Here is a 22,999-nt window from a genome sequence, read left to right on the forward strand (position 1 = left end):
CACCCGATGCCACTGACATCGGTGGCCCCTAGGCCGGGAGGACGACCTTGCCCAGCTCCACCGGCGAGGCGAGCAGCTCGTTCGCCGGGAGGACCCGGACCGTGTAGCCCAGGACGCCCGCGTGCGGGAGCGCCACGGTGGCCTCGAAGGTCTCCGCGCCACCCGTCGAGCCCGCCGACCCCACGGGGCGCATCGGCTCGACGATCGAGGCCGACAGCTCGTCGTGGTCGTCGGCGCGGCCCACCACGGCCTGCACCAGCACGTCGGAGGTCGAGAGACCGCCCAGCTCCACCGACGCGCGCACGGTCATCGGGGCGCCCAGCACCGGGGTGTCCGCCGCGCCCGAGGCGTCGACCTCCGCGACGCGCACCGACGGCCACGCCGCGTCCAAGCGGGCCCGGAACTCGGCGAGCTCCTTGGCGCCCGCGTAGCCCGAGGCGTTGACCCGGCGGGCGGCGCGCGCGGCCGGCGCGTACCAGTCGGTGACGTAGTCGGTGACCATGCGCGTGGCCTGGACCTTCGGCGACAGCGTAGCGAGCGTGTGGCGCACCAGCGCGGTCCAGCGGTCCGGCACGCCGTCGGCGCCGCGGTCGTAGAACAGCGGCGCGACCTGCGTGGACATCAGGTCGTAGAGGGCGGCGGCCTCGATGTCGTCGCGGCGGTCGGGGTCGTCGACGCCGTCCGCGGTGGGGATCGACCAGCCGTTGCGGCCGTCGTAGAGCTCGTCCCACCAGCCGTCGCGCACCGACAGGTTGAGCCCGCCGTTGAGCGCCGACTTCATGCCCGAGGTGCCGCACGCCTCGAGCGGGCGCAGCGGGTTGTTCAGCCAGACGTCGCAGCCCCAGTAGAGGTAGCGGGCCATCGACATGTCGTAGTCCGGGAGGAACACGATGCGGTGGCGGACGGCCGGGTCGTCGGCGAACCGGACCATCTCCTGGATGAGCCGCTTGCCGGAGTCGTCGGCGGGGTGCGACTTGCCGGCGATCACGAGCTGCACGGGCCGGTCCGGATCGAGCAGCATCGCCCGCAGCCGCTCGGGGTCGCGCAGCATGAGGGTGAGCCGCTTGTAGGTCGGGACGCGGCGGGCGAAGCCGATGGTGAGGACGTTCGGGTCGAAGATCCGCTCGGTCCAGCCCAGCTCCGGCTCCGAGGCTCCGCGGTCGAGCCAGGACGCCTTCACCCGACGACGGACCTCGGAGACCAGGCGGGCCCGCAGCTGGCCACGGACCTCCCAGAGCAGCGAGTCCGAGACGCCGAACAGCTCCGGTCCGGCACCGGCCGCGGCCGCTCCGGCGGTCAGGCCGACCATCTCGCGGGCGGTCCAGGTCGGGCCGTGCACGCCGTTGGTCACCGAGCCGATCGGCACCTCGGGCGCGTCGAAGCCGCCCCACAGCGACGAGAACATCCCCCGCGAGACCTCGCCGTGCAGCTGCGAGACCCCGTTCGAGCGCTGGGCCAGGCGCAGGCCCATGTGCGCCATGTTGAACATGTCGGTGTCGGGCTCGCGGCCCAGCGCCAGCACCCGCTCGACGCCGATGCCGGGCAGCAGGTCGGCGGAGAAGTAGTGCTCCACCAGCCCGATCGGGAAGCGGTCGATGCCCGCCGGCACCGGGGTGTGCGTGGTGAACACGGTGCCCGCGCGGACCGCCGCGAGCGCCTGGTCGATGTCCAGACCCGCCGTCGTGACGAGTTCCCGCATGCGCTCCAGGCCGAGGAACCCGGCGTGGCCCTCGTTGGTGTGGAACACCTCGGGGGCCGCGTGGCCGGTCACGCCGCAGTACGCGCGGACCGCCCGCACACCGCCGATCCCGACGAGGATCTCCTGCCGGATGCGGTGCTCGGCGTCGCCGCCGTAGAGGCGGTCGGTGATCTGGCGCAGGTCGGCGTCGTTGTCCTCGATGTCGGCGTCGAGGAGCAGCAGCGGCACGCGGCCGACGGAGGCGACCCAGATGCGGGCGCGCAGCACGCGGCCCTCGGGCATCGCGACGTGCACCAGCAGCGGCGCCCCGTCCGCGCCGGCGAGCAGGTGCAGCGGCAGGCCCTGCGGGTCGAGCGCCGGGTACTGCTCCTGCTGCCAGCCGTCGAGCGAGAGCGACTGCCGGAAGTAGCCCGAGCGGTAGAGCAGCCCGACCGCGATCAGCGGCACGCCCAGGTCCGAGGCGGCCTTCAGGTGGTCGCCCGCGAGGATGCCGAGGCCGCCCGAGTAGTTCGGCAGCACCTCGGAGACGCCGAACTCCATCGAGAAGTAGCCGATGCCGGCCGGGAGGTCCTGTCGGCCCTGGTACCAGCGCGGCTCGTCGAGGTAGGTCCGCAGGTCGTCGGACACCTCGCGCACCCGCGCCACGAACGCCTCGTCCTCGGCGAGCGCGGCGAGCCGCGCCGGGCTGACCTCGCCGAGCAGGCGGACGGGGTCACCCCCGCCACGGCGCCAGGCCGTCTCGTCGACCGCGGCGAACAGGTCCTGCGTCGGACCGTGCCAGGTCCAGCGCAGGTTCGTCGCGAGGTCCTGCAGCGGCGCGAGCGCGGCCGGCAGCTGGGCGCGGACGGAGAAACGGCGCAGTGCTCTCACGGGGGCCAAGCGTAGGCAAACCCTTCCGACGCGCCGTCATCGCCCGTCGCGGCTGGATCGATTCGCTGGCTACGCTGCGTGGCGTGAGCGTGCTGGGGAGATGGTGGCCGTCCGGACGACGACCCGAGGGTGAGTACGGCGGCAGCGGGACCGGGTCGTTCGAGCAGGTCAGCGAGCCGGAGGGGCAGGAGGCGGCGCCGCGGCGCAGCGAACCGTGGAGCGGGCGGTTCCGGGCGATCGTCACCGGGCGCCGGACCGACACCGGGAGTTTCCCGGCCGCGGGGTCGGCGCCGGTCGAGCCGGAGGCCCCCGACGCCGGGTCCGGTCACCGGGGCTCCGAGGGCTGGGGGTCGGACGGCGCGGCCGCCGCGGAGGATCTGCCGCCGCGCTACGACCCGCGCGACCGCAGCGCGCCGCCCCGTCGTCCGTGGGGCTCGTCGGGCGAGGTCGAGCTCGGCCCGCCCCCGCCGCCGGACGCGTCGGTGAACCCGGGACTGCCCTCCGGCCCGATCCCGGTGCCGGGCTACGGGCGGGGTCACGACGGTGGCTCCCTCGAGGCCTCGATCGCCGGCGGCCCGACCGTGCCGTCCGCCCCGCGCCCGCCCGTCGACCGCTCGCGGCCCCCCGCGCCGGAGCGGCCCGCCGGTCCGCCGGCCGCCCCCGCGTGGTCCCGGTCCACGAACACCGGTGGCTTCCGGGCCGTCGTGCCGCCGTGGCGCCGGCCGGTCGTGCCGCAGGGGTCCTCCGACGACCCGGACGAGGCGCCCACCGCGCTCACCCGCCGCCCGGACGCTCCGAGCGCATCGAAACCGGCCGGTTCGGGTAGGGCGACCGACATGAGTTCGCCCGCCGATCGGCCGACCACCGAGCACGGTGCGTCGGCGCCCTCCGCCGCGACCCCGCCGACGCGGCCGGGTCCGGGCGAGCGCGCGGACTCCCCGCTCGCCGCCCCGGGTCGCCACGCGCGCGACGAGGCGCCGGCCACCGCGTCCGACGACCCCGTGACCTCCCCCGCCGCCGACGGCTCCGGCCTGGCCGCCCCGGAGGCCATCGGGCGGGGCCGGCTCGAGGAGCCCGACGAGCCCGTCACCTCCCCCACCGCCGACGGGACCGGACTGCGCGACGCCGACCTCGACCTCGAGCGCCGGGGCCCCGCCGACGAGCCGCTCGACGAGCCCGTCACCTCCCCCGCCGCGGACGGGTCCGGCCTCGCGTTCGGCGCCGTGACCGCCGGTGCGGTCGCCGGCTCCGCCGCTGCCGCCGCTGGGCGGGGCGAGGACCGGATCACCGACGCCGAGTGGACCCCCGCCGAGCCCGAGCGTCACACCACGCAGGGTCCGGCCGCCTCGGACCTGCCTGACGTCGACCTCGCGGGCAGCGACCGCACCGCCGCCGCACAGGAGACGGTCGACGACACCCCCGTGACCGAGGCACCCGAGGTCGCGACGCCGACCACCGCCGAGACCACGCCCGACACCCCGGCGGCGGCCCCGGCCGACACGGTCGCGGACGCGGTCGCGCAGACCGACCCCGACCCGGCGCCGGCCGCGTCGCGCACCACCGGGACCGCCGACCTCGCGGCCGAGCGGGCCCGCCTCGCGCAGGGCCGGCTGGGGATCGACGAGGTCACGCCCGAGGTGTCGGGTGGACGGTTCCCGTCGAAGGCGGTCGTCGGGGAGGTCGTCCCCGTCACCGCGACGGTCTGGCGCGAGGGCCACGACGCGATCGCCGCCACCCTGGTGTGGCAGCGCTGCGCGGACGTCGACCACGCGGACGCCGAGGCCGTGGCGACCGCAGCCGTCGTCGGGCACGAGCGCACCGCACGGATGGTGAGCCTGGGCAAGGACACCGACCGCGCCGCCGCGAGCCTCGTCGCCGACGCCGAGGGCCTGTGGCGCTTCCGGGTCGACGCCTGGAGCGACCCGTGGGCCACCTGGCGGCACGCGGTCGAGGTGAAGGTCGCGGCCGGTCAGGGACCGGGCGAGCTCGCCAACGACCTGGAGAACGGCGCCCGGATCCTGGAGCGCGGGGCCGCGCAGATCGAGGACCGCTCCTCGGCCGACGAGGTCGCCCACCAGCCGGCGAGCGAGGCGACGACGCCGCTGGAGATGCCGCCGTCGTTCACGTTCGCCACGGAACTGCGCGAGGCCGCGGCCTCGCTGCGGGACACCGAGCGGCCGCTGGTCGAGCGCCTGGCGAAGGCGTTGTCCGAGCCGGTGCAGCACACGATGACCGAGCGTCCGGTGCGCGAGCTCGTCACCCGGGGCGCCGACCACCACGTGCTCGTCGAGCGCCCACGGGCCCTCGACGGCGCCTGGTACGAGTTCTTCCCGCGCTCCACCGGCGGGTGGGACGCCGACGGGAAGCCCGTGCACGGCACCTTCCGCACCGCGCAGCGCGAGCTGGACCGGGCCGCGGCGATGGGCTTCGACGTCGTCTACCTGCCGCCGATCCACCCGATCGGCACGGTCAACCGCAAGGGCCCGAACAACACGCTGACCCCGGGCCCGGACGACGTCGGGTCGCCGTGGGCGATCGGGTCGGCCGACGGCGGGCACGACGCCGTGCACCCGCAGCTCGGGACGATCGAGGACTTCGACGCCTTCGTCGCGCGGGCGAAAGAGCTCGACCTGGAGGTCGCGCTCGACTTCGCGCTCCAGTGCGCGCCCGACCACCCGTGGGCCGCGGCGCACCCGGAGTGGTTCACGGTGCGACCGGACGGGACGATCGCCTACGCCGAGAACCCGCCGAAGAAGTACCAGGACATCTACCCGGTCAACTTCGACACCGACCCGGCCGGCATCTACGCCGAGTCGCTGCGGGTGGTCCTGTACTGGCTGGAGCACGGGGTCCGCGTGTTCCGCGTGGACAACCCGCACACCAAGCCGGCCGACTTCTGGTCCTGGCTCATCGCGAAGGTGCACGAGGTCGACCCCGGCGTCGTGTTCCTCGCCGAGGCGTTCACCCGCCCGGCGCGGCTGTTCGGGCTCGCCAAGGCCGGGTTCAGCCAGTCCTACACGTACTTCACGTGGCGGACCGGCCGCGACGAGCTGCGCGAGTTCTTCGAGATGCACCGCGACCGCATCGACGAGGCCCGCCCGAACTGCTTCGTCAACACCCCGGACATCCTCCACGAGTCGCTGCAGACCGGCGGTCCCGGCATGTTCGCGATCCGGGCGACGCTGGCCGCGATGCTGGCGCCGTCGTGGGGGGTCTACGCGGGCTTCGAGCTGTTCGAGTGGCAGCCGGTCCGCGCGGGCAGCGAGGAGTACCTGGACTCGGAGAAGTACCAGCTCCGGCCGCGGGACTTCGACCGCGCGCTCGCCGAGGGCCGCAGCCTGCAGCCGTGGATCACGCGGCTCAACGAGATCCGCCGCGCCCACCCGGCCGTGCGCCAGATCCGCACGCTGCGCTTCCACGAGACCGACAACGACGCGCTGCTCGCCTGGTCCAAGACCGACCCGATCACCGGCGACACCGTGATCGGCGTGGTCAACCTCAACCCGTTCGGCGCCGAGGAGGGCACGCTGCGCCTCGACATGGCGGCGCTCGGCCTCGACCCGTTCGCCCGCTTCGGCGCGTTCGACGAGGTCAGCGGGCAGGTGTTCGACTGGGGCCAGTCGAACTTCGTGCGCCTCGAGCCGTGGCGCGACGTGGCGCACCTGGTGTCGGTGCAGAAGCGGTAGGCCGAGGGCTCGCCCCGATCCGAACGAACGGCACTCTCGCGCACATAGAGCGCGCGAGAGTGCCGTTCGTGCGTTCCGGGGGATTCCGGGGGCGTTCCCGACGACGCCTCCGGGCACTTTCGGCGCCCGTCGCGCGTTAAGGGGGCAGACAGACCTTGAGGAGGTCCCCGTGCCGCTCCTGCTCGCGTTCCTGGCCTACGTGGCCGTGGAGATCTGGGTCCTGGTCCTGGTGGGCCAGGCCGTCGGCTTCCTGGGGCTGCTGGGTCTGCTGATCCTCTCCGCCGTGATCGGGGCCTGGGCGCTCCGGCACGAGGGCCGGCGCTCGATCACCGCCCTCGGACGTGCGGTGCAGAGCCGGCGCCCGGCCGAGGCCGAGGTGGCCGACGGGATGTACGTCGCCCTCGCCGGTGTCCTGCTGGTGGTGCCGGGCATGCTCTCGACGCTCGCCGCCCTCGTGCTGCTCGTGCCGCCGGTGCGCCGGGCGCTCGCCCGCCGCGCGGCCGCCCGTGCGGTCCGGGCCGGGAGTGCCCGGATGGCCCCGTCCGTCGTCGTGATCGGAGGGACCGGCCCCGCCGCCCGGCCGGACCCGGAGCGGGGCGCGCCCATGGTCATCGAGGGCGCCCCGGCCGACCCGCCCCGCGAGCGCTGAGGCGATCGACGGCGATCGGGGACACATCGGACACCGGAGCGCCCTCCGGTGCGGCGCGCAGGCGGGTCGGACCACTACCGTGGCGCGCGATGAACGAGGGGACCGCCAGCGCGCCCACCAGCACCCACGTCGCCGAGCCGGGACACGAGGTCGTCGAACCGAGCGCCGAGGACTTCCGCCGCGCCCGCCAGCTCCCGGTCGAGGACGACTGGTACAAGCGCGCGGTCTTCTACGAGGTCCTCGTGCGGGCGTTCGCCGACTCGAACCGCGACGGCTTCGGCGACCTGCGCGGGCTGACCGACAAGCTGGACTACCTGGCCTGGCTGGGCGTCGACTGCCTGTGGCTGCCGCCGTTCTACGACTCCCCGCTGCGCGACGGCGGGTACGACATCCGCGACTACCGCAAGGTGCTGCCGGAGTTCGGCACCGTCGAGGACTTCGTCGAGTTCGTCGACCAGGCGCACGCCCGCGGCATCCGCGTGATCACCGACCTCGTCATGAACCACACCTCCGACCAGCACGTGTGGTTCCAGGAGTCGCGCCGCGACCCGGACGGCCCGTTCGGAAACTACTACGTCTGGTCCGACGACGACACCCGCTACCCCGACGCGCGGATCATCTTCGTCGACACCGAGGCGTCGAACTGGACCTACGACTACGTGCGCGGCCAGTTCTTCTGGCACCGGTTCTTCTCCCACCAGCCGGACCTGAACTTCGACAACCCGGCCGTGTGCGAGGCGATGATCGACGCGCTGCGGTTCTGGCTCGACCTCGGGATCGACGGCTTCCGCCTCGACGCCGTGCCGTACCTGTTCGAGCGCGACGGCACGAACGGCGAGAACCTCCCGGAGACCCACGCGTTCCTCAAGCGCTGCCGCAAGGTCATCGAGGACGAGTACCCGGGCCGCATCCTGCTCGCCGAGGCCAACCAGTGGCCCGCCGACGTCGTGGAGTACTTCGGCGACCCGGCCGCGGGCGGCGACGAGTGCCACATGGCGTTCCACTTCCCGCTGATGCCGCGCATCTTCATGGCGGTCCGGCGCGAGTCGCGGTTCCCGATCTCGGAGATCCTGGCGCAGACCCCGGAGATCCCGCACAACGCGCAGTGGGGCATCTTCCTGCGCAACCACGACGAGCTGACCCTCGAGATGGTCACCGACGACGAGCGCGACTACATGTACGCGGAGTACGCCAAGGACCCGCGGATGAAGGCCAACATCGGCATCCGCCGCCGGCTGGCCCCGCTGCTCGACAACGACCGCAACCAGCTCGAACTGTTCACCGCGTTGTTGCTCTCCCTCCCGGGTAGCCCCGTCATCTACTACGGCGACGAGATCGGGATGGGCGACAACATCTGGCTGGGTGACCGCGACGGCGTCCGCAGTCCCATGCAGTGGACGCCGGACCGGAACGCGGGCTTCTCCTCCTGCGACCCGGGGCGGCTCAACCTGCCGATCGTGATGGACCCGGTGTACGGCTACCAGGCCGTCAACGTCGAGGCCCAGTCCAACTCCAGTGCGAGCCTGCTGCACTGGAACCGTAGGATGATCGAGATCCGCCGCCAGCACCCCGCGTTCGGGCTCGGCGACTTCCACGAGCTCGGCGGCTCCAACTCCTCGGTGCTGAGTTACGTCCGGCAGACCGTCGAGGCCGACGGGCACCGGGACGTCGTGCTGTGCGTCAACAACATGTCCCGTTTCCCGCAACCCGTGGAGCTCGATTTGATCGCCTGGAAGGACTGGACGCTCACCGAGCTGACCGGAGGCGTCCCCTTCCCGGCGATCGGTGAGCTGCCCTACCTGCTCACGCTGCCCGGGCACGGCTTCTACTGGTTCTCGATCCAGCCGGCGCAGGAGCAGCGCTGATGACGGCGCACGGGAGACGAAGCGGAGCGGAGCTCGACCCGGTGAACACGAGCCTCGACGCCCTGCTGCCCTCGCTGACCGCCTGGCTGCCCGACCAGCGCTGGTTCGCGGCCAAGGACCGCACGGTCGCGGCCGTCCGTCTGGTCGGCCACCAGGACGTCACGCCCGCCGACGCCGTGCCCGCCGTCGCGCACGCCGTGATCGCGGTGTCGTTCACCGACGACGGGCCCGAGGACCGGTTCCAGCTGCTGCTCGGCACGCGCCCGGAGCTGCCCGGGGACCTCGAGCACGCCGTGATCGGCCGGGTCGGCGACCGCGTGGTCTACGACGGCCTCGCCGACGGCGAGATCAGCCGCCTGCTCCTCTCGATGATCGTCTCCGACACGGCCGTCGGCTCGCTGCGCTTCGTGCCCGAGCCCGCCACCGAGGCGCCGATCGTCGGGCCGGGGCGCCCGCTGCTCGGCGAGCAGTCCAACTCGTCGGTGATCTACGGCGAGCGCGCGATCATGAAGCTCTTCCGCCGCGCGACCCCGGGGCTCAACCCCGACCTCGAGCTGCACCGGGCGCTCGGCCGGGAGCGTTCCGGCGAGGTCGCGCCGCTGCTCGGCGCGATCGAGGGCGAGCTGGCCGGCGACGACGGCCCGCAGCCGATGACCGTCGCGATGCTGCAGAGCTACGCCGCGAACTCCGCGGACGGCTGGGGCATGGCGCTGACCAGCGTGCGGGACCTGCTCGCGGAGGGCGACCTCCGTCCCGACGAGGTCGGCGGGGACTTCGCCGGCGAGGCGCACCGGCTCGGGAAGACCATCGCGACCGTCCACCTCGAGCTGGCCCGGGCCCTGGGCAGCGACCGGCTCGGCGCGGACGGCGTCGCGGCGGTCGCCGACTGGATGCTCGAACGCCTCGACCGGGCGGCCGAGTCGGCGCCCGCGGTCGCCGAGCAGCGCGAGGCCATCGCCCGCGTGCTGCGCGGCGTCACCGACGTCGACGGACTCGACGTCCAGCGCGTCCACGGCGACCTGCACCTCGGCCAGACGCTGCGCACCCCGCGCGGCTGGCTCGCGATCGACTTCGAGGGCGAGCCCTCGCGGCCGCTGGAGGACCGGGTCCGGCCCGACTCCCCGCTGCGCGACGTGGCGGCGATGCTGCGCTCGTTCGACTACGCGGCGTTCCACCAGCTCGCCGAGTGGGAGACCGGGGCGGAGGCGCCGGCCTACCTGCAGCGGCGCGCCCAGGAGTGGGCCGACCGGAACCGCTCCGCGTTCTGCGACGGCTACGCCGAGGTCGCCGGCGCCGACCCGCGTGAGCAGATGGCCGTGCTGCGCGCCTACGAGCTCGACAAGGCCGTCTACGAGGTCCTCTACGAGACCCGCAACCGACCGAACTGGCTCGCGATCCCGGTCCGGTCGATGACCCGGCTCGTCGGGGACCCGTCCGCACCCGCTCCCGGGGCCTCGGGCGCCTGACCCACCCGGACCCTCCCCGCACCGCGCGGACCGGTTCGGAGCGCCCGCCGTCCGGGTAGGAGAACCGCACCCGCACCCGAAACCGGAGTCGCACCACCGATGACCCGTCCCACCGCGCCCGGCCCGTTGCCCGTCGCCCCCGGCGAACTCGACGTGCACCTGCTCGTCGAGGGCTCGCACCGCGACCCGCACAGCGTGCTCGGCCCGCACCGCCGCCCGCAGAACCCGGGCACCGTCGTGGTCCGGACGCTGCAGCCGGGCGCGGACGAGGTCGACGTCGTCGTCGAGGCGGGCCCGACGGCGGGTCGCTACCCGCTCTCCCCCGTCGACACCTCCGGACTCTTCGCGGGCGCCGTGCCGGGGCCCCTGCCGCACTACCGGCTCGCGATCAGGACGACCGACGAGTCCGGCGGGGACGCCCACGGCGACGCCGTCGAGCGCATCGTCGACGACCCGTACCGCTTCTCCCCCGTCCTCGGCCCGGTGGACCTGCACCTCATCGGCGAGGGCCGCCACGAGCGGCTCTGGGACGCCCTGGGGGCGCACTTCCGCCGCTGGCCGACGCCGTCCGGGCCGGTCGAGGGCACGTCGTTCACGGTGTGGGCGCCGAACGCCCGCGGCGTCCGCGTCGTCGGCGACTGGGCGCCCGAGCACGGCAGCTGGGACGGCGTCGCCACGCCGATGCGCGCGCTCGGCTCCGGGGTGTGGGAGGTGTTCCTGCCCGGCGTCGGGCTCGGCACCCGCTACGGGTTCCGCATCCTCACCCACGCCGGCGTCTGGCTGGACAAGGCCGACCCGATGGCCTTCGCCGCCGACCTGCCGCCCACCCCGGCCTCGGTGGTCACCGCCTCGACCCACACCTGGGACGACGAGGCCTGGATGACGCGTCGTCGGGAATCCTCGCCGCACGCCGAGCCGATGAGCGTCTACGAGCTCCACGCCGGCTCGTGGAAGCAGGGCCTGACCTACGCCGAGCTCGCGGACGAGCTCGCCGGCTACCTGACCGAGCGCGGCTTCACGCACGTGGAGCTGCTGCCGGTGGCCGAGCACCCGTTCGGCGGCTCGTGGGGCTACCAGGTCTCCTCGTACTACGCGCCCTCGAGCCGGTTCGGCACGCCCGACGACTTCCGCGCGTTCGTCGACACGATGCACCGCGCCGGGATCGGCGTGATCGTCGACTGGGTGCCCGCGCACTTCCCGCGCGACGAGTGGGCGCTGGCGCACTTCGACGGCACCCCCTGCTACGAGCACGGCGACCCGCGCCGCGGCGAGCAGCTCGACTGGGGCACGCTCGTCTTCGACTTCGGGCGCTCCCAGGTCCGCAACTTCCTCGTCGCGAACGCCCTGTACTGGCTCGAGGAGTTCCACGTCGACGGCCTGCGCGTGGACGCGGTCGCCTCGATGCTCTACCTGGACTACTCGCGCTCGGAGTGGGTGCCCAACCGCTACGGCGGCCGGGAGAACCTCGAGGCGGTCTCGTTCCTCCAGGAGTTCAACGCGACCGTCTACAAGCACCACCCCGGCGTCGTGACGATCGCCGAGGAGTCCACCGCGTGGCCCGGCGTCACCCGCCCCACCCACCTCGGCGGCCTCGGCTTCGGCATGAAGTGGAACATGGGGTGGATGCACGACACGCTCGGCTACGTCGGGCGCGACCCGATGTACCGCAGCTACCACCACAACGAGATGACGTTCTCGCTGACCTACGCCTGGTCGGAGAACTTCGTCCTGCCGTTCAGCCATGACGAGGTGGTGCACGGCAAGGGTTCGCTGTGGACGCGGATGCCCGACATGGGCCGCGGCGACCACGGCAAGGCGGCCGGGCTGCGGGCCCTGCTCGCCTACATGTGGGCCCACCCGGGCAAGCAGCTGCTGTTCATGGGCCAGGAGTTCGGGCAGGTCCGGGAGTGGTCCGAGGAGCGCTCCCTGGACTGGGAGCTCTTCGACGACCCGCTGCACGCCGGGGTCGCGCGCCTCGTCGCCGACCTGAACGCGGCGTACCGGGCGCACCCGGCGATGTACGTCGCCGACACCGACCCGGCCGGCTTCTCCTGGATCGACGCCAACGACGCGGGCGGCAACGTCTTCTCGTTCGTGCGGCACGACCCGACGGGCGGGCCGGACGTGGTCTGCGTGGCGAACTTCTCGGGCATCGTGCACGACCGCTACCGGGTCGGGATGCCGGCGGCCGGCCGCTGGCGCGAGGTGATCAACACCGACGCGCAGGTCTACGGCGGCGACGGGGCCGGCAACTTCGGGTCGGTCTTCGCGGCCTCCGTGCCGCAGCACGGGCGCCCGGCGTCGGCGGAGGTCACCCTGCCGGCCTCCGGGATGCTGTGGCTCGTGCACGAGGAGTCGTAGCACCCCCTGGTGCAAGCAATGCGTCACTGCCTGCACCCAGTGGCAGGAAAGGCGGCATCGTCGAAGCCGGGTCGCCGGATCGCCCGGTTCCGCCCCCACGGCTGCCCCGGCTCCCGCACACTGATCCCGTGCGGATCCGGGGTGTGGGGGCGGTGCCGGCCGTGCTGCTCGTGCTGCTCGCGCTGCTCACCGCCGGATGCGCGTCGGCGGTCGACGGGCGGGCGTTCGCCGGCCCGCAGGTGAGCGCGGGGCTCGACCCGCAGTTCGTCCGGGACAACGACGGGTCGGACGACGACCGGTTGGCCGCCGCCGTGCTGCGCGACCTCGAGGGCTGGTGGGGCGAGCAGTTCCCGCGTCTGGCCGACGGGCGACGCTTCGTGCCGCCGCAGGGCTACTTCTCCGTCGACTCCTCGCGTCCCGGGCCGGCCCCGCCCTGCACGCAGTCGCCGGAGGAGGTCGAGGGCAACGCCTTCTACTGCCCGCGCGCCGACGTCATCGCCTACGACCGGGCGGCGCTGGTCCCGGTGCTGCGCGAGGAGTTCGGGGACTCGGCGGTCGTCGTCGTGCTCGCCCACGAGTTCGGCCACGCGATCCAGCAGCGCCTCGAGGACGTCGTGCCGACCAGCGCGAGCCTGGGCTCCGGGGCGCCGACGATCCTGTCCGAGGGCCAGGCCGACTGCTACGCGGGCTCGTTCCTCCGCGCGGTGCACGACGGCGGGACCCCCGACCTGCGCACCGGCGACGCCGGCATCGACGCCGCGATGAGCGCGCTGATCACCTTCCGCGACCCGGTCGGCACCGACGCCCGGGACGACCGCGCGCACGGCAACGCGTTCGACCGCGTCTCCTCGTTCCAGGACGGCTACGCCGGCGGCGTCGGGACCTGCGCGCAGATGTCGCTGCAGAACCGCTCCTTCACCCAGCAGGCCTTCGCCTCCCTCTCCGACGCCCAGAGCGGCGGGAACCTGCCGCTGCCCGACCTGCTGCGCGCCATGGGCACCGACCTCGACCGGTACTTCGGCGGGCTGGTGCGGGCGAAGGGCGGCCCGTGGACCGCCCCGACGATCCGCGCGGGTCGCGACGGCTGCGGGCAGGGCGCGGTGGGGCTGTGCACCGGCGGGGTCGTCCAGACCGACGACGCCCTCGCGGGTATCCACGACGGGCTCGGCGACTACGCGAGCGGCACCCTGCTCGCCTCCCGCTACGCGCTCGCCGCCCTGGCCGCCCTCGACCGCCCGACGACGGGTGCCGCCGCGGGCCGCGCGGCGGTCTGCCTGGCCGGGGCGTACACCGCCGACGTCGGCGCGCCGGGCTCCGACTTCAGCCTCTCCCCCGGCGATCTCGACGAGGCCGTGAACCTGCTGCGCCGCAGCGACGACGCCGCGACGGCCACCGACGGCGCGGTCGCCGACACCACCGCTTACGCGCGCATCGCCGACTTCCGGGCGGGGGTCGACGGCGGCGCGGACCGCTGTCTCGCCCTACGCTGACGGCCCGCCACGTGGTCGTGCTGCTCGTCGATACGCCGACCGTTCCCCGCGACGTCGGCGCCGACAGCGCCGATCCCGGAATCCCCCACGGCCCACCAACATGAGGACCCGACCACCGAGCGCGCTAGCACGTATCCGGATTTTTCTCCGGCATGGGGCTTGATAAATTGGGACGACGAAAGGGCGGAGCCTCGGAGCGCTAGTTACGAAGGCAGGTCTTTCACCACCGTCATACGAGCGAGCATCTCGGGGTCGCCTGCATAGCTATAGTTTGACGCGTCAAGCTGCAAGTGCTGAATTAGACTTCGCAGACGTCTGTGCTGGTTGACTTCGACGGGAACATCCCATCTTACAATGATGGCAACGAGAACGTCGGTGGCCTCCTCGGGTTCCCCGTGGTCCATGAGGTCGATCGCCTGTGACCATGGCAGACTCGGTGCCGGGACCGAGAGATCGTCGATCAGACTATGTATGGTCCGGCACACCTCGGTGTAATCCACATTCATTTCCGAGGATTAAATACGACGCCCGGGCCATACCGCGGATACGCTGTCCAGATCGAGCCGTCCTGGTTGACCAAAGATGTGATGACGATCCCGTTATAACGGGCCGATATTGCCCATCTGCCATTCACCTGAAAGACCTCTTTGATCGGAACCTCCTCCAGAGCGACGGCCGTCGCAGCGGTGACGATATCATCGTCGCTCCAGCTGGCGGGGAATTCAGTCTTGCCCGGCTTACCTGTTCCCGCGCGGTGTCCACCGCCAAGGTTTGGACCGTCGCCGTCGAGGATGTGGGTCCTGCGGGCAGCTGACAGGGATACGGAGGTTGGTCGTACCGGCCACGGGTACATACACGGCTTGGGCGAAGCGTTGTGCACCAGGACGTAAGTGGAGCCGGCCTCGACGTCATAGGTGTGCAAATCCCGTACGGACAGGTTGTAGACCGACGCATCCGCTGACCACGGCCGCGATGCGGTGACCATCGCGTCGACGCCAGTCCTGGTGGCGAGGTGCTCGCCTCGCCGCAGAGCACCGGCCTCTACCCATTCGCCCCGCTCCGGGTCCCAGAACGGGTGGTTGTCGGTGGCCGTCACAGAGCCGTCGCGACCGGCGGAACTGATCGTGAGCGTGGTCAGCTGAGCCGGGTGGTGACCAACGATCACGTCGAGCACGGGCTCGGGACGGGTCGTACCCGTCGCCGTGTCGGTGGCGAGCACCTGGTCGCCTGGCGTCAGAGACTCGATGGAACGCGTCGTGCCGTCGGCGAGCAGCACCGGCGTCCCGGCGACGAAGCTGTTCGGCGGCGAGGCGCACGTCGCGTCGGCACGCTCGTTCGCCAGTTGGTCGACGAGCACCGCGACGTCGACGTTCGCGACGGCGACCATGTCCACGGCGACATAGACGGGGACCGTGTATTGCACGGTCGTGCCCGGAGCGGCCGTCGCCAAGGCCTTCTCACGGGCGACCGCGTCGGCCGCCGCGAAGGTCGGACCGGCGCCAGGGTCCTCGCAGCTGAGCGCGCCGGTGCCGCTGAGGGGTAGCGCGCCGGTCTGCGTGCATCCGCCGGCGGGCCGGCCGTCGATGGTCACCGTGGCCGACATGGACCTGGTGACCGTCCCGCCCGTGACGACCGCCCGGTCGGTGCTCGACACGGAGTCGGTCTCCGTCGCCGTGACCGAGCAGCCACCGGAGTTGCAATCGATCTGCGGTTGGCCCTGCAGCCGGAAGTCGATGCCGTCCACGACGGCGGACGCAAGGTCCGGGACCGCCTCCGTCAGCCGGTCGTACGTCGACGCCACCTCCGGCTCCGGCATCTCGGAGAGTTGCGCCGATCCGGGGCTCGACGTGCCTTGGAGGACGAGCTCGTGGCCCAGGGGGCTCGACGTCGGTGTCGGCGAGAACCGCAGTACGCGGTGGGGCGCGGACTGGGAGATCGAGAGGTCGCCCGACGGCGTGTGTGCTGTCAAGGTGGCGACGCCGTCGACGGCGGACGGAGCGTCCGCTGTCGTCGGGAAGTCCCGGGTGCTGTCGAGGGACGTGCGAATGCCGTCGGCCAGCGCGGCCGGCGCCGTCAGCCGTTCCCGGACCGGCCCGAGGGCATCGTCGAGCCCGGCGACCCAACGCCCTGCCTTGTCGGGGGACACCGCGACGCCGTCGACGTTCGTCACGCCGTTCGGGATGCGGAGGTAGGTCTTCCCGCCGACAGCCATGACGTCGAACGGTGTCCCGTTCGCGGTCACGGTCCCGATCGCCTCGCCGTGCTCGCTCAGGCGCAGATCCCACCGCAGGGACCCGTCGGGCAGGGCATCCTGGTCGTGTATCCCCGGCGCGAGGGCCAGCGCCTCCACCGCCTCGTCGAACGGACCGCGATCGCCGCGACCCGAAGCGGCTAACCATGTCACCACGCCCACGAGGAGGAGCAGGACGATCCCCGCGCCGCCGAAGATCAACCAGAGCCGCCGTCGCACCGTCCTGGGCGGGATCGCCGGCTGCGCCGCGAACGGCGCCTGGCCGGGCCAGGAACCAGTGGGAGGTGCACCGAACGACGACGACCCGACCGGCCGGGGCGGTTCCGGAGTAAGAAACGGTCCGGGTGATCTGGAGATGGGCGGTGGCGGGGAGGGTTCCGCCTGCCCGAGGAAGGGCTCGGGGGTCCAGAACGGGTCCTCGGGCGAGTTCATCGGCGTGCTCGTCTCGAACGACGGAACAAGGTCCGCACAGCGGTCGCAGCCCTACCGGTGCGGTGCGGTGCGGTGCGGTGCGGTGCGGTGCGGTGCGGTCAAGAGTGCACGTGGCCCCACTGCGCGCTTCGTTCGCGGTGCATCGCCATCCCGACGGCGAGCGACCGTGCAACGCCGCGAGCAGTCTGTCCCGTCAGCCGCGAGCCCACGTGGGTGGCGCGCAGGCAAAGCACCTGGGCCGCAAGCACGGAGGTCACGGCGTCCTCGGACGCGAGGTAGCGGGCGTAGTCGGCGCCCGCCAGCTCGGGGGTGTCGAGGTCGTCCGCGCTCAGCACCCGACCCGCGTCGAGGTCGGCGACGTGTGCGTCGATCCGTTCCCTGAGGGGCTCCGGTGCCGTGGCTGCCGCCCAGCGCAGGTACGGCAACTCACGGCATCCCATGGCCAGCACGACCACCTCGGCCATGCGTCGCACGGTGGCGTCGTCGTCGAGGAGCCGGTGCGCTTGGCAGACCGGGATGCACGTACAGATCTTGTTGCACTGACAGTACGTCCCTCCGCCGCCGCCACCTCCGCTGTAGGTCGGCGGCGGCGTGTACGTGTCGGGCGGAGGCGTGTACGTGTCGGGCGGTTCGGTCGTGGTCGTGGTCGGCGGCGGCGTGTATTCCGTCGTCGGCGGCGGGGTGTACGGCGGTGGGGTGTAGGGCGGCGGCGTGTACGGGGACGACGGGGGCGGTGCCGTCGAGGTGCGATCGCACCCGCTCAACAGGAGGGTCGCAGCGATCGACGAGGCGATCCCGGCTCCGAGGAAGCCTCGACGGCCTGACGATGCCGCCCACGGGGGGCGCGTGATCGGAAGGATCTCGACCGGCCCGGTGGTCCGGTCGGCGTTGACCCGCTGGATCTCGTAGTGGGGGGTCTCCGCTGCCGGGGTGTCCTCCCGGTCGTCTCGCTTCCGCGGCATCGGCCAGGGCAGCGACGTCTGATCACTCATGTTCGCCTCCATGCACCGGACAGACGCCGCCGACGCTCGGGTCACGCCAGAGAAGACCGCCCGACGCAGCGATCCGCGCAAGCAACTGATCTTTCACCAGCTCTCGCGTGATGTGGCATCGCTGCGAGCCCCTAAACTCTCCGCGCCCGTTGGCGGACAACGATTTGTGGTAACAGTCCCCCGCGCAGTTCCACTTGGCGAAGCAGCCGTCACAGAAGGACCGGTTCTCGACGCCGAGACCGCGGAGACGTTCCAGCCGGTCCATGTCGAACTCGTAGCCTTCCGGGGTCGCGCTTCCGTAGAAGAAGACATCCGAGAACTCGTTGTCCTCAGAGAAGGCTTCGAAGCATGCGGAGACGTTTCCGGCGGGGGTGAGACAGAAGTTGTCCTGGGTGATCCCGCAGAAGTGGCTGGTGAGGAAGCCGACCCGAGCTGCGCTGTACAGCAATTCGTGGCCGTAGTGGGCCGCCCGCCCCTGCGCCTCGCGATAGGCGACGATGAAGTCCTCGGTCTCGGCGTCGGGGGCACCCTCGTGCCGGCCGAGCTGATAGGCGGGCTCGACCTGGAGCCGCACGGGCGTGAAGCTCGCGAGGATGTACTCCACGGAATCGGCGAGGTAGGGGATCTGGTCCGCCGTGACCGTCACGCGCACGCCGTACGGGTAGCCCGCCTCAGTGAAGCGGCGCATCGTGTGTATGACGCGTTCGCTCGACCCCGTGCCGCGCACCGTCGGGCGCTGGCGGTCGTGGACCTCGGGCAGACCGTCGAAGGACAGGCTCATGCCCCCGTTGAGGTTGGCGATCATCCAGTCGATCTGCTGATCGGTGAAGACGCCGTTGCCGGCCGAGGCGGCAATCACCTCGATGTCCCCTGCCTGCCGGCGCGCGTACTCCAACGCTCCCGTCATCAGCTTCCAGTGGACGCTCGGCTCACCGCCGCCGTGAAAGTTCAGTCCGATGTGCGGCGCACCGGTGCGTCGCGCGTTGTCGATGACGAAATCGATGCCCTGTCGTGCCACATCCATCGTCATGTAGGTGGCGGGACTGTCGCCGGCCGAGGCGTAGCAGTAGGTGCAGCGAAGATTGCATGCGGTGGTCAGGAACAGGGTGACATCGGTCGGTTCGACAGCACCCTCTCTCCGTGACACCGGAGTGGACACGTCCTGCAACAGGCCCGCTTCCCGAACGAATGTCTCGACATCGCTGTCGCCGCCCTCACCCGTGAGAACTCTGGGGAGTTCCGACACCAGCCCCTGCGACGCCGCAAATGCCACACCATGCAGGGGCGCATACACCAACGACGCACTGTCGTCCAATGGAATGGCGAAGACATCGGGTACCGTCGTCACGCGAGCCCCCCGGAAAAACGGATCGTGGCGTCTGCCCCTCAAGACACTATGTCAACGGGCACCTCAAGTTCCAGAGGCAATTTTAGACAACTCGCGGAGCTCCCGAGAGAAAGACGCTCCCACTGTCCGAATCGTCATCCTCGCCCGACATAGCCCGCAATGATCGATATTTGCCGATCACCTCACCGGCGCGACCCGGACGGTGGCTCGACGGCTGGCCTCCGGGCTGGGGAGCGATTGGCTGTCCCCGAGCGCCTGGACCCGCACGTGGTCGGCAGGCACCCCGCTGGCGACCAGCGCGTCGCGCACGGCGCCCGCACGGTTCGCGGAGATGGCCTGAGCGCCGTCCGGTGGCCCGATCGGCGCGGTGAACCCTTCGACCTCGAGGGTCACGTCCTGCCCGCGCACGATGCTCGCGATCGCCTGGACCGTGGCCGCAGCGGCCGGGGTCAGCGTCGCATCCGACGGCCCGAACCGAATCGGAGCGGCCTGCTGAACGGCTTGGACTGCCCCGTCGGTCGACGCAGGGTCGACGGACCCGGCAGACGGCGCGGAAGGCGAACCGAGCCCGGCCTGGTCCAGTACCTCTCGGCCTGGCAGGTCGTCGCGCAGCCCGCCGATCACCAGCTGCCGCACGCCGTCGTCGGGAAACGTTCCGGAGACGATGGCTCGGGTCGGCGTCAGGACAACGGTGGTGTCCGCTCTGGGTGCGCCCACGAGAGTCCCGACGACGCTCCCGACCGTCGGTCCGTCGACCGGCGGCGATGCACCCGACCCGCCGTCGATGACGAGGGCGGACGTGTCGAGCGAACGGTTCCCGACGGCGGTCCTCGCGGCATCGCGGAACGGCTGCAGGGTCCGGTCGTCGGGCACCGAGCCGGTCAGCGCGATCGTTCCCGCACGCTGGCTGACGGTGAAGAGCCCCGCTCCCGGGGCCGCGGGAGCCGGCGCGGGGCGGAGGAGAAGCCACACCACCAGGGCGATCAGCGCGGCGAGGAGCAGCAGCACGATTCCTACGAGCCATTGCCGCCCGGTCCCTGCTCGGTCCCGTGCCCCGTCCGGGCCGAGGGCGGCGAGTGCGTCCTGCGCCCCGCGATGCGCCGAGTCCGCGGCCAGCGCGGATTCCCATGCCCGCCGTGCGTCCGCCGTCCGGCCCGCCTTCCGGTACAGCTTGCCGAGCACGACCCACGCGTCGGCGAAGCGCCCGTCCTCCGCGACCGAGGCCTCGGCCGCACGAACGGCGCCGGCGTCGTCGCCCTCCGCGGCCAGATCGAGTGCCCGGTTGTAGTGCACGGTCGCCTGCGCGTCGAGGTACGCGAGCGGCGCGAGGTTCTGCTTGCAGTCGGGGCACCGGCCGCTGTGGTCCGGCGCCAGTTGGCAGAGCGGGCAGAGGACCTGCGGAATCGTCATGTCACTCACCGGCGAGCTTCGGCTTGGTAGTGGTCGGCCCCGCGTCGACGTCGCTACGCGACAGTTCCTCGCCTACCTCACGCCTGAGTACGGCGAGCTCATCGGCGGCTCGTTGTCGCCCGAGCGCGTCGCCGCGGTCGAACGCCTCATCGTAGGACCGGACTGCAGCGAACACCTTGTTCGAGAGCGGCCCGGAGAGCTGTCCCTGGTGGGCGAAGGTCCTGCACACCATCAGGTGGTGCAGCTCCGGTCCGAGGCTGTCGGTGATCTCCTGGGACTCCCGCGCCAGCCTCAGGGCCGCGTCGAAGTCCGCCCGCCCGCGAGCCTCGTCGAGCTCCTCGGAGAACCGCCGGAGCTCGACAATGTCCGCGACGGCCAGAAATTTGCCGACCGAGCCGACCACGGCCGTGATGTGGGCGTCCTCGCCGCGGATCTCGGTGATCGTCGTGACCAGACGATCGGCGCGGGTGAGCAGATCGTCCACCTCGGTCGTTCTCGTCAGCCCCGTCCGCAATGCGGTGTCGACCTCGCCGATGACGGTGTAGAAGACCGCTGACTCGGCGTCCGTGAGCTCACCGCTCCACCGATCCACAAACGCGGTGAGCGCCTTGCGCTGCTTCTCGAGGCGCTCCTGGTCGTCCAAACGCAGCTTGTGGCCCGTTATCTCGACCTCCTGAGGCGGCTCGTCGAGTGCGCGGACGCGGACCGAGACGGTGAGGCGCGCGTCCCGGTCGAGCCCGAAGGACACGTCGATCGGGGAGTTCCGCGGTAGGCCTGGAGGAAGAGGACGCGTGATGAAACCGATCAGGTCGTTCTCCCGGGCCAGCGACTCGTTGCCCTCATACACCGCGATCTCCAGTCGACGCTGGTCGGCGGTGGCGGTAGCGAAGTCGCGCCCCACAGGCTCGTCGGGAGGGGTGGGGAACATCGAGCCCTTCGGGAGCACCACGGCCATGGTCCCGTCGTCGAGCTCGATCCCGCGGTCCTTCGGGGTGATCTCCCCGACCTGTTCGAAGGTCTCGCCGCAGGAGCCGCACGCGGCAGAACCGGCGGCGTTCAGAGCGTTGCAGTTGAGACAGCGCAGGCCGCCCGCCAGCGGGTCGTCGTCAGCCGGCTTCCGCGCCGCGGTCGTCGCGGGCAGTGCGACCACATCGGTGGTCCCGGGTCTCGAGACACTCTCCGCGCCGTGGCCGCACTTCGGGCACTCCGAGGTCCCAACGTCCCGCGGCAGGAAGCACTGCTCGCAGTTCACCATCTCCGGCGGGCGCAGGTCGACGCCGCATTGCTGGCACGCGTCCGCCGCCACGGGCGACGACGCCCGACAGTGCTCGCAGACGACGTCGGGAATGAGATTTCCCTGGATGGCGGCGCCGAGCGCCACAGATTTCATCGGGTGCACGTCCCGGCAGAGCTTCTCGGGCCCGAAGAGCTCCGCGAGCCGTTCCTGGACGTAGGGCACCGACGTCGAGCCCCCCACGAGGAGCACCTGGCCGATGTCGGCGAGCTGCAGGTCCGCACCGGCCACGGCCTTCATGACGAGCTCGATCGCAGCGTGAACCCGGTCACGGATGAGCGCCTCGAAGTCGTCGCGGTCAACCTCCTGGTCGACGTTCACCGGCGGGTCGCCCACCGCGGGCAGGGTGATGTACGTATAGTCCGTCGCCGAGAGTTCGATCTTGGCCGTCTCCGCTGCGGTCCGGAGTTCGTAGGTCGCACGCCGCTGCGAGAGCAGGTCGACGCCGTTCTCGGCCTGGACCACGCGGGACACCTGTTCGGCGAGCGAGCGGTCGAAATCGTCGCCACCCAGGAAGTTGTCGCCCTCCACGTTCAGCACCGTGAACACGCCACCAGTGACCAGCAGGACAGAGATGTCGAACGTGCCGCCCCCGAGGTCGAACACGAGGACGACATCATCATCGGCGGGGGACTCGCGCTGATAGCCGTAAGCGAGCGCGGCCGCCGTCGGCTCGTCGAGGACCTTCAGGACGTGGAACCCGGCCAGACGACCGGCCTCCCGCGTCGCGGTGATCTGCCGCTCCCCGAAATAGGCGGGCACCGTGATGACGGCCCGGGGGAACGTTTCGCCGGTGACGTGCTCGGCCTTCTCCTTGAGGTGCCGGAGTAAGAGGGCCGAGATCTCGACGGGGCTGTAGGCCCGGCCGGCGAAGCGGACGGCGGCGTCTCCGTCGACGCCCTCAACGACCTCGTACGGGACCTTCCCCGCCGCCGTCCGGACTTCTGGGGCGATGAAGGGACGACCCATGAATCGCTTGATCGACCGGATGACATCACTCCCCGAACGGCCCTCTTGACCAGCTGCGGGGTCGCCCACGAGGAGCTTGCCCTTGCGGTCGACCGCGACCACCGATCGGGTCACCTCAGGACCCTGTCCAGCAGAGATGATCTCCGGCTCGCCCCGTCGCATGTAGGCGACGACGGAGTTCGTCGTCCCCAGGTCGATTCCCAACACTCGTTGCACG

At 71.8% G+C, this 22,999-nt stretch carries 12 protein-coding genes; 6 read left to right on the forward strand and 6 right to left on the reverse strand.

Annotation, left to right across the window (positions count from 1 at the left end; translation table 11 throughout):
* Positions 1-28 precede the first annotated feature (28 nt).
* A complete protein-coding gene (glgP, locus tag ACQPYX_RS22735) occupies positions 29-2,569 on the reverse strand; it encodes an alpha-glucan family phosphorylase (RefSeq protein ID WP_433799542.1) in 2,541 nt (846 codons plus the stop codon).
* A gap of 1,610 nt (positions 2,570-4,179) precedes the next feature.
* On the opposite strand from glgP, the gene ACQPYX_RS22740 reads away from it, so the two are divergent.
* The 6 genes from ACQPYX_RS22740 to ACQPYX_RS22765 all read left to right on the forward strand — a co-directional run bounded on the left by ACQPYX_RS22740 (position 4,180) and on the right by ACQPYX_RS22765 (position 14,086).
* Positions 4,180-6,255, forward strand: coding sequence for an alpha-1,4-glucan--maltose-1-phosphate maltosyltransferase (locus ACQPYX_RS22740; protein ID WP_433803787.1), 2,076 nt, complete (start codon positions 4,180-4,182; stop codon positions 6,253-6,255).
* Between the two features lie 169 nt (positions 6,256-6,424).
* Positions 6,425-6,904, forward strand: a complete 480-nt coding sequence (locus ACQPYX_RS22745) for an FxsA family protein (protein ID WP_433799543.1) — start codon at positions 6,425-6,427, stop codon at positions 6,902-6,904.
* Between the two features lie 89 nt (positions 6,905-6,993).
* Positions 6,994-8,769, forward strand: coding sequence for a maltose alpha-D-glucosyltransferase (treS, locus tag ACQPYX_RS22750; RefSeq protein WP_433799544.1), 1,776 nt, complete (start codon positions 6,994-6,996; stop codon positions 8,767-8,769).
* Entirely contained in the window at positions 8,769-10,235 is a 1,467-nt protein-coding gene (locus ACQPYX_RS22755) for a maltokinase N-terminal cap-like domain-containing protein (protein WP_433799545.1), read from the forward strand. The genes treS and ACQPYX_RS22755 overlap by 1 nt, the downstream gene beginning before the upstream one ends.
* A 99-nt stretch (positions 10,236-10,334) precedes the next feature.
* A complete protein-coding gene (gene glgB / locus ACQPYX_RS22760) occupies positions 10,335-12,596 on the forward strand; it encodes a 1,4-alpha-glucan branching protein GlgB (protein ID WP_433799546.1) in 2,262 nt (753 codons plus the stop codon).
* Between the two features lie 128 nt (positions 12,597-12,724).
* Positions 12,725-14,086, forward strand: coding sequence for a neutral zinc metallopeptidase (locus ACQPYX_RS22765; protein WP_433799547.1), 1,362 nt, complete (start codon positions 12,725-12,727; stop codon positions 14,084-14,086).
* A 502-nt stretch (positions 14,087-14,588) separates the two neighbouring features.
* Here ACQPYX_RS22765 and ACQPYX_RS22770 read toward each other — a convergent pair.
* The 5 genes from ACQPYX_RS22770 to ACQPYX_RS22790 form a co-directional block, all read right to left on the reverse strand.
* Positions 14,589-16,769, reverse strand: coding sequence for a polymorphic toxin-type HINT domain-containing protein (locus ACQPYX_RS22770; RefSeq protein WP_433799548.1), 2,181 nt, complete (start codon positions 16,767-16,769; stop codon positions 14,589-14,591).
* 98 nt (positions 16,770-16,867) lie between these two features.
* Positions 16,868-17,233 (reverse strand): hypothetical protein, encoded by a 366-nt coding sequence (locus ACQPYX_RS22775; RefSeq protein WP_433799549.1) that lies wholly within the window; start codon positions 17,231-17,233, stop codon positions 16,868-16,870.
* Positions 17,234-17,753: 520 nt separating this feature from the next.
* Positions 17,754-19,109 (reverse strand): radical SAM protein, encoded by a 1,356-nt coding sequence (locus ACQPYX_RS22780; RefSeq protein ID WP_433799550.1) that lies wholly within the window; start codon positions 19,107-19,109, stop codon positions 17,754-17,756.
* Between the two features lie 177 nt (positions 19,110-19,286).
* The gene (locus tag ACQPYX_RS22785) at positions 19,287-20,519 is read right to left on the reverse strand and encodes an OmpA family protein (protein ID WP_433799551.1); all 1,233 of its coding nucleotides are present in this window, start codon (positions 20,517-20,519) and stop codon (positions 19,287-19,289) included.
* A 1-nt stretch (position 20,520) separates the two neighbouring features.
* Positions 20,521-22,998, reverse strand: a complete 2,478-nt coding sequence (locus ACQPYX_RS22790) for an Hsp70 family protein (protein ID WP_433799552.1) — start codon at positions 22,996-22,998, stop codon at positions 20,521-20,523.
* Position 22,999: the final 1 nt, after the last annotated feature.

Source organism: Actinomycetospora sp. CA-084318 (genome assembly GCF_050955885.1).
Taxonomy (GTDB): Bacteria; Actinomycetota; Actinomycetes; order Mycobacteriales; family Pseudonocardiaceae; genus Actinomycetospora.

What these genes read in the sequence shown, in the direction of transcription:
- ACQPYX_RS22755 (WP_433799545.1), top strand. Translation starts at nt 8,769, where the DNA reads ATGACGGCGCACGGGAGACGAAGCGGAGCGGAGCTCGACCCGGTGAAC.
- ACQPYX_RS22785 (WP_433799551.1), bottom strand. Translation starts at nt 20,519, where the DNA reads ATGACGATTCCGCAGGTCCTCTGCCCGCTCTGCCAACTGGCGCCGGAC.
- treS (WP_433799544.1), top strand. Translation starts at nt 6,994, where the DNA reads ATGAACGAGGGGACCGCCAGCGCGCCCACCAGCACCCACGTCGCCGAG.
- glgB (WP_433799546.1), top strand. Translation starts at nt 10,335, where the DNA reads ATGACCCGTCCCACCGCGCCCGGCCCGTTGCCCGTCGCCCCCGGCGAA.
- ACQPYX_RS22775 (WP_433799549.1), bottom strand. Translation starts at nt 17,233, where the DNA reads ATGGCCGAGGTGGTCGTGCTGGCCATGGGATGCCGTGAGTTGCCGTAC.
- ACQPYX_RS22770 (WP_433799548.1), bottom strand. Translation starts at nt 16,769, where the DNA reads ATGAACTCGCCCGAGGACCCGTTCTGGACCCCCGAGCCCTTCCTCGGG.